Here is a 16,168-nt window from a genome sequence, read left to right as displayed (position 1 = left end):
TTTTAATGGCTATTAAAGGTCAAAAGTTTAAGACGTATTCCGAGGAACTCAAGGTGGAGGCAATTCGCCTGCACGTAGAGGAAAAGTGGACGTATCGGCAGATCAACGATCATTTCGGAATCCAAGATCAGGGTCGGATGAAGCGTTGGATGCGAAAATACCGTGAGAAAGGTGAGTTTGGTCTATTGGATCAACGAGGAAGGCGGAAAGAATATTTAGATCAGGAGCGATATGTTCAGCAGTTGAAACGGGAGAATACGATGCTAAAAAAGTGTTTGGAAATCTGGATGCGGGAGGGAAAGAACAGCGCTTCAAGCTCATTGAGCAAGCAGCGGACATCGGCCAAGTAGCTGAATACTGCCAACTCCTTGGCGTCTCTAGAAGTGGTTACTACGCATATTTGAAGCGGAAGAACAACGACCCAGACGCCGGTGCTAAACGACTCATCCGCACGGTGTATAAACGCTACGAAGGAAGGTATGGCTACCGGCAGATCCAGCTGTTCTTGTGGCAGGATGAAGGTGTATGGATGAATCACAAAAAGGTGCTGCGCCTTATGCAAAAGCTCGGTCTTCAAGCCAGCATTCGCCGGAAACGTCGATTTAATATGACATACCAGGCTGCCGAGCGTGTAGCTGATAATCTGCTTAAGCGAAATTTCACAGCCGAAAAACCAAGCCAGAAATGGGTGACGGATGTGACTCAATACCGGGTAGGCGAACGCTGGTTGTATCTCTCAGCAGTCAAAGACCTATTCAATAACGAGATTGTGGCCTACCAACTTAGCGAACGTAACGACAATGAGCTGGTCCTCCAGACCTTTGCCAAGGCATTTGCAAAGCAAAAAGACGTGACCGGATTGGTCGTTCACAGCGACCAAGGGTTCCAGTACACGTCTCATGCTTACCACGACATGCTGCCAAAGGTTGGCGCCCAAATCAGCATGTCTCGCCGGGGCAATTGCCTAGACAACGCCTCCATGGAGAGTTTCTTCTCGCATCTCAAAACGGAAGGACTCTATCCCTATGATATACGAAATCTGGCAGAGGCACAAAGACGAATTGAGAAATACATACGTTTTTACAACCGAAGACGACCACAGCGTAAATTAAACAAACTGACGCCGGTAGAGTACCGACGCCAGTTTCTAGCTTAGGTGTTTTTTCAATGTCCACTAAATGGGGTCTTGACCACTCTGGTAAGGGGGTTTTTCTTGTATTCAATGCATGAGTAGGCCTGTCGCTTTGCTTGTTGAGTAATTGTCGAGATTTTGTTTAGGTCCCTCGTACTATAATTGTCACAAATACGCTGTGTAAATTGGGCGTTTTGTGCTATTTGCAGTAGACACATGGCGAAAATCATCGAATGAGAGGGGAGATTGCTACTAAGCATGGTTAACGACCTGCATCCCATGGCACTTACACGCTCATCTGGAGCCTGCAAGATTCCAATCATATCAAGGGATGCTGGAAGCATGCCAATAGTATATGTCTATTCGCTAGAGCGGTTTTCATCGGGAGGATGAGCCCGATATACCGAAAGTTTGGGAATGGAGGGGAAATTTTTTTGAAACGAAAACACAGTGTAAGTAAAGCTGTGCTGTCCTTCTTCTTGGCCGTATTGCTTTTCTTGCAGACGTTTGCGTTCTCGGCTAGCGCATTTGCGGGGAGTGCACCAGACGGATACGGAGCGGTATCGGTAACAGACGCCGTGTACGATACGTCAGACGAGCCGTCAGACGAGCCGTCAGACGAACCTTCATCGGTACATGATGAGGTGTATGCACTGCCTGCTAAACTCATATCGCTGGCGGCAGACCTGACGGACAAGACAGCGGTACTCATGGGAGCGAATACGCCCTTTCCGCTAGAAGTTATACAGGAAGGGAAAGTCTTGCAGACGGGGGAGGCCATTCATGGTAGAAAGCCCTTCTCCCTGAAGTCGATAGACATCAAGGTTCCGGTGAAGGGTGACGCCGCCGACCCGAACACGGTGGATGGCAGCACGGTCATTTTATATGGCGACTATGTGATGCTGGACAAAGCGACCTACTTTCCGGAGGTAATTCTGCCGACGGCCACCATGACGCTGAGAGAAAAATCGGGGTACACCATTGGAACCGCCCATTTTTCCGAAGCTGGCATTAGGGTCGTGTTCGACGGTGAAGAACGTTTTTTCAACGGCCAGGGCCGGAACATCACCTTTGGCTTTGAATCTACCGCGAAGGCGGATGTAACCGGTATAGGCTATGGCCAGCAAAAGCCGATTGATATTTTCGGGTCGAACTATATGCTCGATAACCCTAATGTCACGCCTGCATACAGCATTAGCATGAAGTCTAATAGCAACGCTTCCGAGAACAATTGGATTTATGCAGCGGATTTCGTGGAGGGTACAATCGAGTGGCGGGTGGACATTGCAGGAATGGATATGTTCGATCCTGCCATCCCGCAGCCATTGGACGGGCTAAAGTTCTATAACGCGCTCGATCCGGCTCAGGTGGGTACCTATGTGGAGGGTTCCCTCAAGGTCAACGGTAGTGCGGTGACACCTGAGAGTGGCAGCACGAACACGCTGAACTATACCTTCCCTGGGGGCTTCGGTGACAAGGCGATTGTCACCTTCAAGACGTGGATTCCCAAGGCCAAGTATTACACTGAGTATAACAGCGGCAATAATGGGTATCAGACTGTTACCAATACCGCGGACTTGAGAGATGCGTCGGATAGCAAGCTGCTCTCCGCGAATACATGGCGCGTCGCCTTCAAGCCTGACTGGATTCAGAAGAGCGGCACATTGGACAAGCGGTCAAGTTCTACAGACCCGCGCACCATGACATGGACGATTGATGTCAACAAGAACTACAGCAAGCAGGGTCTGAAGGACTTCACGATCACCGATGCCCTGCCGACCGGGCTGACCTGGAAATCTGCTGCATGGCAGTCATGGGACATTGCCAAGAAGGACTGGTCGGCAGCAACAACGCCGATTACTCCCGATGCAAACAGTGTATATTCTTTCGGAGAGGTAAACGCCCCGATCCGACTGATCATTGTATCTGAAGTTACGGGCAGCACTACGGGCTTCACCAACAAGGCCACGGCCCAGTGGAAGCTGGATGTTAATACCGTGCAGGACAATGATCAAGCTACAGTGTGGGATACCGCCGTTGTCACCATTGGCGCCCATACCTTGACAAAGAGCGTAGGATCCGGTGAAACCCTTGCCTTGGGCACATTGCCGTGGAAGGTTACCCTCACGCCTCAGGAGGCCCTTCCGGACGGTGCGGTGTACGATCTACTGGTGTATGGGGATGCGAGCTCCATCGACTTAACCAAGGTTACTGCCAGTCCAGAGCTTGATCCTTCAATCCTGAACCAGCTGAAGGGTAACAGTAGAGAGAATTACTACCAGCGCTTTCAGACAGGTTCCTTTCAGTCGAGTGACGGTTTAACGCATCAGGTATACACCGTTTCACAGGATGGGAAGCCTGTCGCCGACCTGCTTCAGGTCACCGGATACAATACCGATAAGCCTGCTTCGTTCACATACACTTCCCTGATGACACAGTGGGAGCACTTTGCAGCGAATAGAAGCACAGATCATTATAATCGGGCGGTCCTGTTTGAAGGTACAACTCGAACAATTGATTCAACTAGACCTTCTATCCGGTTTAACGGCGGCATGTTTGCGAAAGAGATGCTCTTTGCGTCAACTCCGGAGGGGACGTCTCTTAGTCCCTCGAATGTCAACCACTATATCCGAAACGACGCTAACGCTGCCTATACACTGGCAGCTTACGATCAGGTAACCAAGACGGTGACCTTCCGACTATCGTTTAATATGAATGGTCTGAAGACCGAGGAGATGGCAAAGGATGGTGGCAATCATGTTGCCAGTGACATCAGACTCATAGATACCCTCCCCGAGGGCTGGGAATTTGTACCCTATTCGGAGGGGCAGGACTTTGCGATTTACAAGGGAACCCGGGCAGACTATGGAGCAACTGCTAGCGCAACGACGTTGATCTCCGACCCAAGTGATCTCGTGAGCTTCTCTGCCGCAGGGAACATAGGTACTTTTTCCTTTACGAAGCTGGAAAGTCCCTATGTAGTTCTGGTTAAGGCAAGACCTAGCGAGGAGACCCTGCGTCAGTATTTTGATACCGGTGAGTCAAGGCAAGAGGTGACGAACACCGCCGAGATGAAAATCACATGGGGGGATGAGCCTAGCACAGTCGCAGCTACTCGCAAGGTCATCGTCCCGATGCAGTCGCTCAGCAAATCTGTAACGAAGCCGAACTCTGGCGTGCTGGAGTGGACGGTGAATTACACCCCGCCTTTCGAGATAAAGGATGGCGTCTATCTCCAGGACACTCTTGGAGAGGGGCTGGCGCTGCGTAAGGATGAGAAGGGGGATCTCTCGCTGAGACGCCCAGACATGGCAGTATATCGCGCCAAGCTGACCCCGAGCGGTGGACTGACGAAGGACGGTGATGCGCTGAATCTATACGATCCAAATAGTGAGGTCAAGGTGGACAGCGTCACCGAAGGAGGTACAACCCGGTTGATGTTCCGCATGACCAATCCGAATCAGCTCTACCAGTTCGTGTATCAGACTGAAGTCACCGAAGTGCCTAGTGGTGGGAAAGTGGGCAACGAGATCAAGCTGATGGGTGATGATACCCTGAAGAATATCGGTGCCAGAAGCGAACACTCGGTGGACAGCAGTGACGTGGGTGGTAGTGCGGAGACCCAAGGCAAGCTGGATCTACTGAAGGTTGATCCTAAGGGCAAGCCGCTTGGCGGCGTAATATTTACGCTCTATGAGCCAGATGGCGTCACAGAGGTCACAGGTGGAACTACAGGTGTGGACGGAAAGCTTAGTCTTTTTGCCAAAGCAGGACTTTACGTGCTCAAGCAAACGTATATTGACCCAATCACCTATCTGCCGACCACGACAGTATACCAAGTACGTGTGGCTTCTACTCCATGGAATCCGATCTGGGTGAACGGGGTAGAGGTAACTAGCACTAACCCACTGGTTGTGCCAACTCCGATATGGGTGCCCGGCAATGTGACGCTGGACACAGCGATCGAGGGGAAAGGCGCTGACCCGGATAAGGAATTTGAATACACGATTACTTTTAGCAACGGTCAGTCTTATGCCTACTCTGGCTCAAAGAGCGGCACTGTGGCTAGTGGCGACACGATTATCCTGAAGGATGGCGAGGCTATTACCATCAAGGACATCCCTGACGGTATTACCTACACTATCGTTCAGAAAGACTACACAGATGAGGGCTACACTACAGACCCGGAAAGCCTGACACGTACGGGTAGCATTGTAGCAGAGGAAACGGCCACAGCCAAATTCGTCAATAGCAAGTACCTTCCTGGCAAGCTGACGATCGGACAGACGGTCGCGGGTAATGGTGGGGACAAGGACAAGCTGTTCGAGTTCACTGTTACTTTTGCAGGCGTAGGTGCGGGTAAGACGTATACGTATACGACATCGGGTGGTGGAACGGGAACCATCGGGTCTGGTGGCAAGCTCCTCCTCAAGCATGGGGAGACAGCTGTCATCAATGGGATTCCGATGGATACAGCCTACACCATCACCGAGACGGATTATACGAGCGATGGTTACGCGACGACTTGGCCAAACTGGCAGACGACCGGCATCATTGCCGAGGAGGGCGACCATAAGGAAGAAGTCGTCAACACGAGGATGGTGTACGGCGGTCTGTTGATTGGGGAGACCGTAGAAGGCAGTGGTGCAGATAAGAATAAGGAATTTGAGTTCACTGTTCAATTCCCTGACGCTGCATCGAATGAGTCGTACAACTATACAAAGTCGGACGGCACGACGGGAACCATCCAGTCTGGCGAGACGATCACGCTCAAGCATGGACAGACTGTCGCTATTGATGTTCCAAGCGGTCACAGTTATATCGTCACCCAGACAGATTATACGGGCGAGGATTACACGGCTAACCCGGTGGATCGGACGCATAGCGGCACGATTGTAGAGAAACAGATCGCGGAGGCTCGCTTCGTCAATGCGAAGTATCTCCCTGGCCAGCTGACGCTGACGCCAGATCCTGCGGTTGTCCCAGGAAATGGTAAGACACCTTCACAGTTAACGGCAACGTTGACGGATCATGAAGGCAAGCCAGTTGCGGACACCGAAGTCATCTTTACACTGCCAGATCATACGGAAGTAAAAGCAAAGACCGATACGCAAGGCAAAGCGGTCATCCCTTATACACCGCCAAAGCTGGACACGACTACGCCTGAGGATCATCTCATCACGGCGAGGGTAGACAGCCCGACGGAAGGGAAGTTGACTGCCGATACGAAAGTAACCACCGTACCGGCGGCAATCTTCGGAGTGCTGCGTGATAACGAAACGGGCGAAGTGCTTCCGAATGAGCGCATTGTCATTACCGATAAAACGAATGGCAACGAGCAAGAGATCATGACCGACGACCAAGGAGGATACTTCCACCCTGTGCGGTATGGCGGCGATTATACGATCAGCTTCACGACAAAGATTAAAAATACTAACGAATCGATCACTTTCACGCAAAAGGCAGAAGTTGACGGCAATGTGAAGGGCGGCGAGTTGGTTCCGGCGCACATTACGGCTGTCGGCGTCGTGCTCTTGAAGCAGCCTGATGGGCAGTCTTCACTGTTGAACAGCGAGCTTGCTGGCAAGATGCGCATTTATTTGCGAGATGCTAGCGGTAAATATGTTACAGAGAACGGCGCTCCGAAAGCATTTGACTTGCAACCGAACGGCGCATTCTCGGCGGAAGGCTTGTCTGCGGAGAAGTACACGATGGAAGTGCGTTACGAAGTTGCGCCAGGCAAAGAGCTGACGATTCAGAAGGCTGAACTGGACGTGAAGGCGAATGGGGAATTGAATATTTCTCAGGAGCTGGTTGACCCGTATGGCACTGTTTACGATGCAAACAAGGGGATCAATACAGGGCAAATCGAGGGAGCAACGGTAACGTTGTACTATGCGGATACGGAGAGGAACAGATTGAAGGGAATCGAGCCGGGCACGAAAGTAACCTTGCCTGCGGTTCCAGGCTTCCCACCGCACGACAACAAGAGCCCGGAGCAGGACAGCGACGCAGCTGGCTTCTATGCGTATATGGTATTCCCGGAAACGGATTACTATCTGGTTGTAACGAAGCCCGGATATGAGACGTACACGAGTGAAACGATCTCTGTCGATTTCGAGATCGTAAAACACGACGTACCGATGAAGCCGATTAGTTCCGGCGGTGGCGGTGGCGGTACTGTTCCTGTAGACCCTGAGCCTGAACCGACGACTCCCGGACCCGAGCCAAGCAAACCCGAGCCAGAAAATCCTGTGCCCGGCAGTGGCAATGGCGGAAGCAACAACGGTAACAGCGGAACCGATAATGGTAAAGGTGGAAGCAACACCGATAACGTCGGAACTGACAGCGGCAACGCTGGAAGCAACACCGATAATGTCGGAACTGACAGCGGCAACGCTGGAAGCAACACCGACAACGTCGGGACTGACAGCGGCAACGCTGGAACTGACAACGACAACGTCGAAACTGACAATAGCAACGGCGAAGCTGTCGACAGCAATACTGGGGTCAGTAACGTCGGTAATGTATCTGATGGTGGGCAAGATGTGACTGGTAACGTCAAAAAAGGAACTAGCAATGTCAGCAATGAGCTGGACGATGTCCCGGCAACAGGAGATAGCAGTGTATCGCCAATCTTCTACATGCTATTGGCGCTGATGTCCATCATCACAATCGGTTTCTGTCTACTCAGTAGCAAGAGGAAGCAACACATTCAATAATCGGAGAGGCGGTAAGAAATGAGTAAAATGAAAAAAATTCTTATCGCCGTATCCGTCCTCGTGTTGGTATTCTCTCTAGCCAATCTTGCGAAAACGCTCGTGGAGGCTTACGCCGAGCAACAGAAGATCGAGGAGCTGACGAACGTCTGGAGTAGAGAATCGGACAGAGGCGGAGGGAAGTCTTTTCCCTCCACTTTGCTCGCGAAAGCGAATGAGCCTGTCGTGCTTCCCGAATTTCGAGAGCTTTACGAGAGAAATCCAGACATCGTCGGTTGGCTTCAGATCGACGGTACCCGTATTGAGTATCCAGTCATGCAGAATACACAGGATTCCCAGTACTATCTCAATCACGATTTTGATCGAAAAGACAGCAAAGGCGGGCTTCCTTTCTTGGACGAGCACAGCCGGATCAACGGTTCCGATATTTTATTGATTCACGGTCACCATATGAAAAGCGGCTGGATGTTCAAAGATCTTATGAAGTACAAGAAAGAAAGCTTCTATAAGGAGCATGCTACCTTCCAATTCAACACGCTTTACGAAAAGGATGAGTATGAGATTGTTGCCGTTATTCTGTCAGAGGTGTATCGAAAATCGGACGACGTGTTTAAATACTACCAGATTGAGAATGTCGATACGCCAGCCGAGTTCGATTCGTATGTTCAGAGCATTAAGAAGCTTGCTCTTTATGACACGGGCGTAACCGCCCAGTATGGCGATAAGCTTATTGTATTGTCAACGTGTGAGTACTCAACCGACAACGGCCGCTTAGCGGTGGTTGCCCGGAAGATTACATGACGATGCTGTAATGAGGAGTCAAGCGCTTCATGATGTGTTCTCCCATGGAGGACGCGTAGCCTGTAGACGACAGTTCCTTTAGGGACAGGTCTACAGGCTTTTTTATTTATCAGGATGCTTTACAGACCAGCTCAGAAGCTAGTGGGATGCTGTTCTGTATTTTAGATGTTGTGCTAAACTTTTAAGTTAGTCCCCATGCCACCTAATTTCTCATTCTCGACACATAAGGATACAGTGGATCTCTCAATTGGAATTCATACGTTGTACCATCTACAATACCTACAACCTGCTGGCTATCATAAAGGTCCAACATGAACCCAGCCATTTCTCTCGCCGTATGATACTTTGGAATCGAGCCTTTATATTGAAACTCATCTACATCCAGAGAGCGCTGGGCGAACTCGGTCTCTGTGGCAGCAGGTGCCAGAACCTTCGCCTGCAAGGCTGCTCCTTTTCCCCTCAATTCCTGTGCGAGCCCTTCAGTAAAGGCACTTACATAAAATTTTGTCGCGCAGTAGGTCACGGCATCAGCCACGATCACGTATCCACCACCTGAGGATACATTGATGAGCTGCGTTCCTTCCACCTCGGCATAATCTCGTACGTACAGAGAAGATAGAACTGTAAGCGCCTCGATATTCAAGTGAAGCATCGTCTCGATCTTATCCAGCTTTTGCTCCCCTACAGAAGCAAAATTCCCGAAGCCCGCATTGTTAATCCAAGTCTCTATCTGATAATCCCGGAGGCCTTCATAGAATTCATGTACGTTCGCTGTGACGGATAAATCAACAGTACGAATGATCACGTCCAGCTCCGGGTTCATGTCTGCCACGGTTGCCTTTAACTGCTCCAATTCTTCTGTTCGGCGTGCTGCGATGATCAAGTTCTTGCCGCGTGCTGCAAACGCAAGAGCTGATTCATATCCGATGCCTGAGCTAGCACCTGTAATCACGGTATATTTCATCTGAATGCCTCCCGAATGTATTTATTTTCATGGATTGTAAATAAGCAATGAGTTCACTATACTGGTTAGAGTGAACTCTAAGTCAAGAAAAAATTCAGCGAGGTTGATGTCTCTTGTATACTATTGGCGAAGTGGCCGAAAAATTAGGAATAAGCGCACATACACTGCGGTACTACGAGAAGGAAAAGATCATTATACCTGACCGGGATGCCAGCGGAGACAGACGATATCAGGACTCACATCTGAAGTGGCTGCAATTTGTAATTAAGCTAAAAGAGACGCAAATGCCCATCGCAACAATTAAGGAGTATGCTGCACTTGTGCTGGAAGGAGAGCATACGTCAGAGGAGAGACTAGGCTTATTAGAGGAGCACAGACAAGCAATTAAGCAGCAGATGAAGACTTTACAGGCTGCAGATGAGATGCTTGAGCATAAGATCTCCGCTTACAAGACCTTTATAACGAATAAGATGAGATAGCAGGCCATGCCCATCAAGCGATGATTGCCCCATTCGCACAAGCAGTTAGCCCGTCCCTGGCGTACACTGAAGTATCAATCAGTGAGCGAGGTGATTACTCATGGCACAATCCAAAGCGATCCGTGCGCGGGCCAAGAAGCTTCAGGGCCGTCCGGTCTGCATCACCCTGCACAGCGGAGAGACCTACGTCGGCTATATTACCGATGTGAATTCCGGTGGGTTGGTGCTTGCCAGCGCTGGGACCCCTACAGAGGCGTCCTCCACAAAGCAAGGCTCCCGTTCTACCAAAGGTAAGGCGGGTTCACAGGCAACAGGTGCCCGTCGCAGCAAGGGAAAACGCAGTGCGCGCAGACCATCTGCCCGTTCGCGCTCCCGTAGGCCAGATGCCAAGGTGTCGGCATTCCTTCCCATGATGGGTTCGCTATTCGGTGGTCTGGGCGGAGCTGGCGGCGCCGCAGCGGGTGCAGGAGGGCTGGGTGGCATGCTCGGTAGCGGCATGCGACTGTTCAGCATGATTCAGAGATTTGTCCCTGTCGTGAAGATGGGCTACGGCATGATCCAGTCGATTCGCCCGTTTCTCGGTGCCGTTCAGGGCTTCATGGCCCCGGCTACTCCAGCAGCACAGGATGAGGATTAGACTGTCCATCCATACGAAATTCGAGCTCCCTCGGCCTTGTCGAAGGGGGCTATTCGTGATGCATGCAGCGTCTATTCAGTGTGGCGCTGTTTGCGGTCCTCATTGAAGGACAATCAGCAGGTCGTGCTAGGCTTGTCCTCTTCCAAGCTGGGAGAGCTGGAGCGCAAGGAGGATGTATCGAGGAAGCGAAGCAATATGTGGATCTGAATCGGATCTGCCTAAGCTCACAATGCGGATTTGCCTCCACCGAGGAAGGCAACCATCTGACCGAGGAGCAACAAATGCGCAAGCTTGCCTTTATTAAGGAGATTGCCGAAGAGATATGGAATTCACTCAGAACTAGAGCAGTCCAATAATAGTGCAGCAATCCCGAACAACAAGCTTCATAGCGGTCGAGCGGACTCCCGCTTGCAGCGACTCTATATTTACACTGAGTCTGGTCCAGTTGTAGCTTTTTAAGAAGCTACAACTGGATCATTGTCACTCAAGTAACAGCTATACGGTTCAGTCCTCCGTATGGCTATTGTGCATCCCATGGAGAAAGGTCATCCCCAGCAGCGAGCAGATATGAGGAGGATTTTGGGTGGAGGGCACAGGAGCATCGACATGTACCGAAGAAATAATTGATAGCTTAGGTTGGTATATTACGTAGATACGTAAGCTTTGGGATTTCCCACCCTCAGTACCTTGGCCTGCCCGGATAGCAGCTCCCTATCGCTTACAATCCAGGTGTGGCCCCTCGAATTCCTCCTGCGAATCGCGAGAAAGTTGGAGGTGCTTCCTGAGTATATTCGGTATCCCCTGGCCTTGCTATTGCGGAACAGTCTGATGCACTCTCCTCGATTTTGATCCGGGAAGCCCACCTGACTCAGCACATGGCGTGAGGCGAGCAGAGTGGCGCCCTGGACGAGGGAGACATATTGATTCGCTTGGTCAGGGTAACGAAGCAGGAGAAGCCCCTTCCCACCCAAATACATATAGTGGGCACGCTTCCCTACAATATCAGCCTTGGTCTTCAGCAGGGTCCGTACACTCTCCGTCAAATAACCCGCGGCATAATAATCGTCATCATCGAATTTGGCAATCAGGCTGTACCGGGCTCGCGCAACCCCATAATTTAGGCAGCGTCCAAGTGATACCCGCCCCGGCAAGCTATAGACGCGTACATTCTTATAAGGCATTGCGGCCGTTCTATACTCATCTACCTGTAGCTGATCATGATTCAAGATGATAATGAGCTCTTTCTTCTTATAATTCTGTCTGTTGTAATTACGGAGAAGGGCCCGCATGCATTGCCGACGTTTGGTACACACGATGATTGATACCCCGTTCCGAGAATGGGAAATAGCTGAGTTGGCCATCACGATACGCCCTTTGGCTTTTTCTGTACGAATTTCTTGTAATTCCGCACGGATCGTATCCGTTGGCTGGCGGAGATCAGCTCCTGGTCACTGATGATCCAGGTGTGATGTGCTGAGTTCTTACGGCGTATCGCTAGAAAGTTATGTCGACCGGCAGAATAGACCCTGTACCCTTTCTGTCTACTTCGTATACAGAACTGATCATCTTCACCTACGCTGCGATTGGGAAAGTGAACGTTACGCAATACCTGGCGCTTGATGACAAGTGTTGCACCGGGGATAACCTTTACAGGCCGATGCTCATCCTTCGCGAAGCGCAATATCAGTGACTTGGAGCCTCGTAAATACATATAATGAGCTCGTTTTCCAATGACATCGGCATTGGTTTTTTGGAAGGTTAGCAAGCTGTCTGTTAAATAGTAGGGGGCATAGTAGTCATCGTCATCGAATTTGGCAATGTAGCTATACTTGGCTTTCTTAACGGCATGATTCAGACAAGCGCCGAGCGAGTGATGCTGTGGAGCACGATACACGTGAATGTTACGAAGCTTTTTAGCCATGCTCTTATAAGGCGCCAGTGGGATGGAGTCGTTGTTGACAATAATAATTAGCTCTTTCTTGGAATGGCGCTGACGACTATAATTCTGAAGTAGATTTTTGATAAAGCCCCTGCGATTCGTGCAGGAAATAATAGATACTCCTTGCTGGGTGATAGAGTTTCTTGGGCTGACCCCCATGATATCGCTCCCCTTATTCGTGATAATTGAAGCTAGTTCTCTCTAAACTATGTAATTAGTAGCTATGGGGAACGGCCAATTCACTAAATGGAGAATGAGCACATCAACCAGCCAAGGAGCTGTAGTGATTGAAAGAGCAAATGGTAGTGAGGGCTTGATGCTAGGATGAAATTTCTATTTCGCCGATTGAACTTTTTGTCGCTCACAATACTCTTATAGGGGAATGAGGTGAGGAGATGAAGGTCGCCCGAGGGGTCAGACAAGCACAAAAAGGGAATAAAGAAGCCTTGCTCCAATTGATTCTAGCCAATAAGGATGCCTATTACAGACTGGCATTATCTTATATGGGGAATGAGCATGATGCGATGGATGCCTTAGAAGAGATGATCATCATCTTGTACGAGAAGATTCACCAATTGAGAAAGGTGGATTCATTCGACAGCTGGAGTCGAACCATTCTGGTGAATCATTGCAGAGCTATGCTCAAGAGGCGTAACAAGACCATTCTGATTGATGAGTGGCAGGGTGACAACGTCAGGGATCGCGATGCAGCGGGTATCCAGGATCCGTATGAACAGCAGGATCAGAACATGGACATCCGCCGTTCGCTGGAGCGGGTGAATCCCGATCAGAAGGAAGCGATTGAGCTCAGATATTTTCACGATCTGGATTATGAAGCTATCGCTAGGATCACGAATGTATCGGTAGGAACGGTGAAATCCAGGGTGTTCAATGGCTTGAAAAAGCTCAAGAAATGGTACGGGGGTGAATCAGATGAAACGAATTGAAGAACTACTAGCCGATGAGCGAGAGCGGATAACTGCTTTACAAGCACCTGAGGAGCTGGAGGGAAGACTTCGGCAGGCGCTGGATCGGACTCCTGACAGGAGGCGGCGCAGCAAGGCTTCAAGATGGGCGATTGCAGTAGCGATAGCAGCTATAGTGATATCGGTTGGTGGCTACAACTATGAAGCCTTTGCTTACTACGGCCAAAGAATCCTCGGATTCGATGCGGTCATGACAGGCACGTTAAAGAAAGTAAATGCTGCTGGCATGGGACAAACGGTTGATCAGCATGTCGTTCTGCAGGATGGCACGGAGCTTGTTGTAAGCGGCCTAATGGCCGATGCCAATCAATTGATTTTGTACTACTCTCTTCGCAATCCTGATGGTATTGCCAAGCAGACGCAGGATTCTTTTCGACTATCCCAGCTGACGGGCTTCTTAACAGACTCCTACATGGGCTGGGGAACGACGACGATCAATGACGAACAGACAGAGCTGATTGGTCTCGCCGGCTTTGATTCGGTCAATGCATTCGCCAAGCAACTGACGCTGCATTACGCTGAGCAGACAGATGATCAGCATATGAGGATGGGCAGCCTAACCTTTCCTTACCATCCGAAGCAAGCCATCCAGACACAGGTGCAGCAGGCGATTAAGACCAGAATTGCCGTCGATCAGGGAGCCATTACATTCGGGTCCATTACAGCAACACCGCTCTCCACCGTCGTCAAGGGGACTTGGAATGTGAAGGAGCTGGACCGGGTTCGTCAGCCATTTGAGGGCATAGAGCTGCTCGCCAATGGCATGCCTGTCTCGATGGAAGGAAGCGGGGTTAGCAACTCTGTACGCGGAAGAACGTTCGAGCTTCGTTATGATACTTTGCCTAAGGATCTGGAGACGCTGCAATTGGTTGTCAGGACGTTCTCAGGCTATGAGAGGACTGACGCGGAGGTCAACCTGACACATGGATCGCAGACTGACGTGCAGGCTGACAGGCCCATATCTGTGGGCGGCAAGGAGCTATGGATTAAGCAGGTTAAGACGACCGATGAAGGAACAGAGATCACACTGGCGACCGAAGACGATGTTCTCCTGAATGGGGTGACCCTGGAGACGATGGAAGGAACGACGGAACTGCGCACGACCATAGGCCAAACCGAGGCGAAGGGGAAGGATGGAGAGCTTCTCAAGGAACGCACGCTGTTGTTCGACACGAGCGGGCAGCCGAAGACGTTGCATATTGAAGGGATTCATTATAGAAAAACGTACGACAAGACGGCAGACATTCCACTCGATTGACGGAAGGCGATGCTACCTTATACCTCCACATAATCACTACTTTGCCTCGGCAGGTATACATGCAGCTTCCTACTTCGCCGTAGCTGCATAATATAAGATAGATCACAGAGGTAATAGATAGAGAGAGTATGCAGCAAAAATAAGTGTACGGTCGATAATGGAGAGTTCTGCTATAATGGCGGCAGGAGGGAATAGAATATGCACACGTTAGAGAGCTTGATGAAGCAATTAGAACAGCTGGGCATTGACAGCCAAGGTACGCTGTTGGTCCATTCATCCCTGAAAAGCATGGGTCCGGTCGAAGGCGGCGCGGATACCGTATTAGATGCATATACTGCATATATGAAGGATGGCTTGTTGGTGCTGCCTACCCATACATGGTCCTATATCAAAGCGGACAACCCTAGATTTTACGTAGATCAATCCCCATCCTGTATTGGCATTCTGCCAGAGCTTTTTCGTAACAGACCAGGTGTAGTCCGCTCTTGGCATCCTACGCACTCGGTAGCTGCATTGGGGCAGGATGCGGTAGAGTTCACCAAGGACGATCACCTCTTCGACACGCCTTGCGCCAGAGGCTCGGCCTGGGGGAAGCTGCTTGACCGAAAGGCGACCATATTGCTGGTGGGAGTCGACTTAAGACGCAATACCTTCATCCACGGTGTCGAGGAGTGGGCCGACATCCCGGGGCGACTAACAGATGTTCATGAAATGCTATACACCGTGCTGCCTGATGGAACGGAGATCCCCGTGCCTTCCCGAAGACATTGGGGATTGTCGTGGTCCGAGCATTTCTGGAAGGTTGATGAGGTCCTTGAGAATAGAGGCGCGATGCGCAAGGGGCAGATAGGTGACGCAGTGGTCCGAGTATGTGATGCAGCGGCCGTTGCCGAGGTGATTACCGAGATGCTGGCGGACAACCCTGAGTTATTTTCGGATAATAACCCCTTGCTATAAGTGAGTGAACCGGTGAGGAGATTCGTATCGCTGTATTTGTGCACAGTGTATCGGTGCAAAAAAAGAGGTTCCCCTGTTGTCATCAGGATGGGTGATGATAGGGGGCCTTTTTAAGTTGCCGTATCAACTGACTAATCAGTTATAAGCTGTGTCTTATTGTCCAAAGGGTCAAATCTACATGGGTCTACTTAATCTGAAAAAGGGTCGGAGAGTATAGAGCCACTTAACAAGCTGTGAATAGTCGGCGAAATATTGACGGCAGATTCGATCCATGTTATAAATCACATATATTCAGT

Annotated in this window: 12 protein-coding genes and 1 pseudogene; 10 read left to right on the top strand and 3 right to left on the bottom strand. The window is 50.4% G+C overall.

Annotated elements, in window-relative coordinates; genetic code table 11:
- Positions 1-5: 5 nt before the first annotated feature.
- The 4 genes from MKX74_RS27500 to srtB all read left to right on the top strand — a co-directional run bounded on the left by MKX74_RS27500 (position 6) and on the right by srtB (position 8,652).
- On the top strand, positions 6-350 hold the full coding sequence (locus MKX74_RS27500) for a helix-turn-helix domain-containing protein (protein ID WP_028592002.1): 345 nt from the start codon (positions 6-8) through the stop codon (positions 348-350).
- Positions 272-1,156 (top strand): IS3 family transposase, encoded by an 885-nt coding sequence (locus MKX74_RS27495; RefSeq protein WP_169445793.1) that lies wholly within the window; start codon positions 272-274, stop codon positions 1,154-1,156. The genes MKX74_RS27500 and MKX74_RS27495 overlap by 79 nt, the downstream gene beginning before the upstream one ends.
- Before the next feature lie 410 nt (positions 1,157-1,566).
- Positions 1,567-7,854, top strand: a complete 6,288-nt coding sequence (locus MKX74_RS27490) for a DUF7601 domain-containing protein (RefSeq protein WP_341180449.1) — start codon at positions 1,567-1,569, stop codon at positions 7,852-7,854.
- A gap of 18 nt (positions 7,855-7,872) precedes the next feature.
- A complete protein-coding gene (gene srtB, locus MKX74_RS27485; protein WP_341180448.1) occupies positions 7,873-8,652 on the top strand; it encodes a class B sortase in 780 nt (259 codons plus the stop codon).
- A 202-nt stretch (positions 8,653-8,854) separates the two neighbouring features.
- On the opposite strand, the gene MKX74_RS27480 is transcribed toward srtB, so the two are convergent.
- Positions 8,855-9,616: an SDR family NAD(P)-dependent oxidoreductase gene (locus MKX74_RS27480; protein WP_341180447.1), complete on the bottom strand. Its 762-nt coding sequence runs from the start codon at positions 9,614-9,616 to the stop codon at positions 8,855-8,857.
- Between the two features lie 113 nt (positions 9,617-9,729).
- On the opposite strand from MKX74_RS27480, the gene MKX74_RS27475 reads away from it, so the two are divergent.
- From MKX74_RS27475 to MKX74_RS27465, 3 genes and pseudogenes are all read left to right on the top strand, one after another.
- Positions 9,730-10,095, top strand: coding sequence for a MerR family transcriptional regulator (locus tag MKX74_RS27475; protein ID WP_028590579.1), 366 nt, complete (start codon positions 9,730-9,732; stop codon positions 10,093-10,095).
- Between the two features lie 100 nt (positions 10,096-10,195).
- Entirely contained in the window at positions 10,196-10,732 is a 537-nt protein-coding gene (locus MKX74_RS27470) for a hypothetical protein (protein WP_341180446.1), read from the top strand.
- A 102-nt stretch (positions 10,733-10,834) separates the two neighbouring features.
- Positions 10,835-11,088: pseudogene (locus tag MKX74_RS27465) on the top strand (hypothetical protein); the annotation flags it as partial.
- A gap of 288 nt (positions 11,089-11,376) precedes the next feature.
- On the opposite strand, the gene MKX74_RS27460 reads toward MKX74_RS27465, so the two are convergent.
- A complete protein-coding gene (locus tag MKX74_RS27460) occupies positions 11,377-12,093 on the bottom strand; it encodes a glycosyltransferase (protein ID WP_341180445.1) in 717 nt (238 codons plus the stop codon).
- Positions 12,093-12,830, bottom strand: coding sequence for a glycosyltransferase (locus MKX74_RS27455; protein ID WP_341180444.1), 738 nt, complete (start codon positions 12,828-12,830; stop codon positions 12,093-12,095). The genes MKX74_RS27460 and MKX74_RS27455 overlap by 1 nt, the downstream gene beginning before the upstream one ends.
- Positions 12,831-13,066: 236 nt before the next feature.
- Between MKX74_RS27455 and MKX74_RS27450 the strand changes: the two genes are divergently transcribed.
- The 3 genes from MKX74_RS27450 (at position 13,067) to MKX74_RS27440 (ending at position 15,872) form a co-directional block, all read left to right on the top strand.
- Entirely contained in the window at positions 13,067-13,618 is a 552-nt protein-coding gene (locus MKX74_RS27450; protein ID WP_341180443.1) for an RNA polymerase sigma factor, read from the top strand.
- Positions 13,605-14,915: a DUF4179 domain-containing protein gene (locus tag MKX74_RS27445; RefSeq protein WP_341180442.1), complete on the top strand. Its 1,311-nt coding sequence runs from the start codon at positions 13,605-13,607 to the stop codon at positions 14,913-14,915. Before MKX74_RS27450 ends, MKX74_RS27445 begins: the two co-directional genes overlap by 14 nt.
- 198 nt (positions 14,916-15,113) lie before the next feature.
- Positions 15,114-15,872, top strand: coding sequence for an AAC(3) family N-acetyltransferase (locus MKX74_RS27440; protein WP_341180441.1), 759 nt, complete (start codon positions 15,114-15,116; stop codon positions 15,870-15,872).
- The last annotated feature ends 296 nt before the right edge of the window (positions 15,873-16,168 follow it).

The sequence above is a fragment of the Paenibacillus sp. FSL K6-1230 genome (genome assembly GCF_038002385.1).
GTDB lineage: Bacteria > Bacillota > Bacilli > Paenibacillales > Paenibacillaceae > Paenibacillus > Paenibacillus massiliensis.
Note: the sequence above shows the minus strand (reverse complement) of the source record. Positions and strands in the feature narration are given on the sequence as shown.

Excerpts from the sequence above, each read along its gene's own strand:
- srtB (WP_341180448.1), top strand. The coding sequence starts at position 7,873 with ATGAGTAAAATGAAAAAAATTCTTATCGCCGTATCCGTCCTCGTGTTG.
- MKX74_RS27500 (WP_028592002.1), top strand. The coding sequence starts at position 6 with ATGGCTATTAAAGGTCAAAAGTTTAAGACGTATTCCGAGGAACTCAAG.
- MKX74_RS27450 (WP_341180443.1), top strand. The coding sequence starts at position 13,067 with ATGAAGGTCGCCCGAGGGGTCAGACAAGCACAAAAAGGGAATAAAGAA.
- MKX74_RS27480 (WP_341180447.1), bottom strand. The coding sequence starts at position 9,616 with ATGAAATATACCGTGATTACAGGTGCTAGCTCAGGCATCGGATATGAA.
- MKX74_RS27470 (WP_341180446.1), top strand. The coding sequence starts at position 10,196 with ATGGCACAATCCAAAGCGATCCGTGCGCGGGCCAAGAAGCTTCAGGGC.
- MKX74_RS27440 (WP_341180441.1), top strand. The coding sequence starts at position 15,114 with ATGCACACGTTAGAGAGCTTGATGAAGCAATTAGAACAGCTGGGCATT.
- MKX74_RS27445 (WP_341180442.1), top strand. The coding sequence starts at position 13,605 with ATGAAACGAATTGAAGAACTACTAGCCGATGAGCGAGAGCGGATAACT.
- MKX74_RS27460 (WP_341180445.1), bottom strand. The coding sequence starts at position 12,093 with ATGGCCAACTCAGCTATTTCCCATTCTCGGAACGGGGTATCAATCATC.
- MKX74_RS27455 (WP_341180444.1), bottom strand. The coding sequence starts at position 12,830 with ATGGGGGTCAGCCCAAGAAACTCTATCACCCAGCAAGGAGTATCTATT.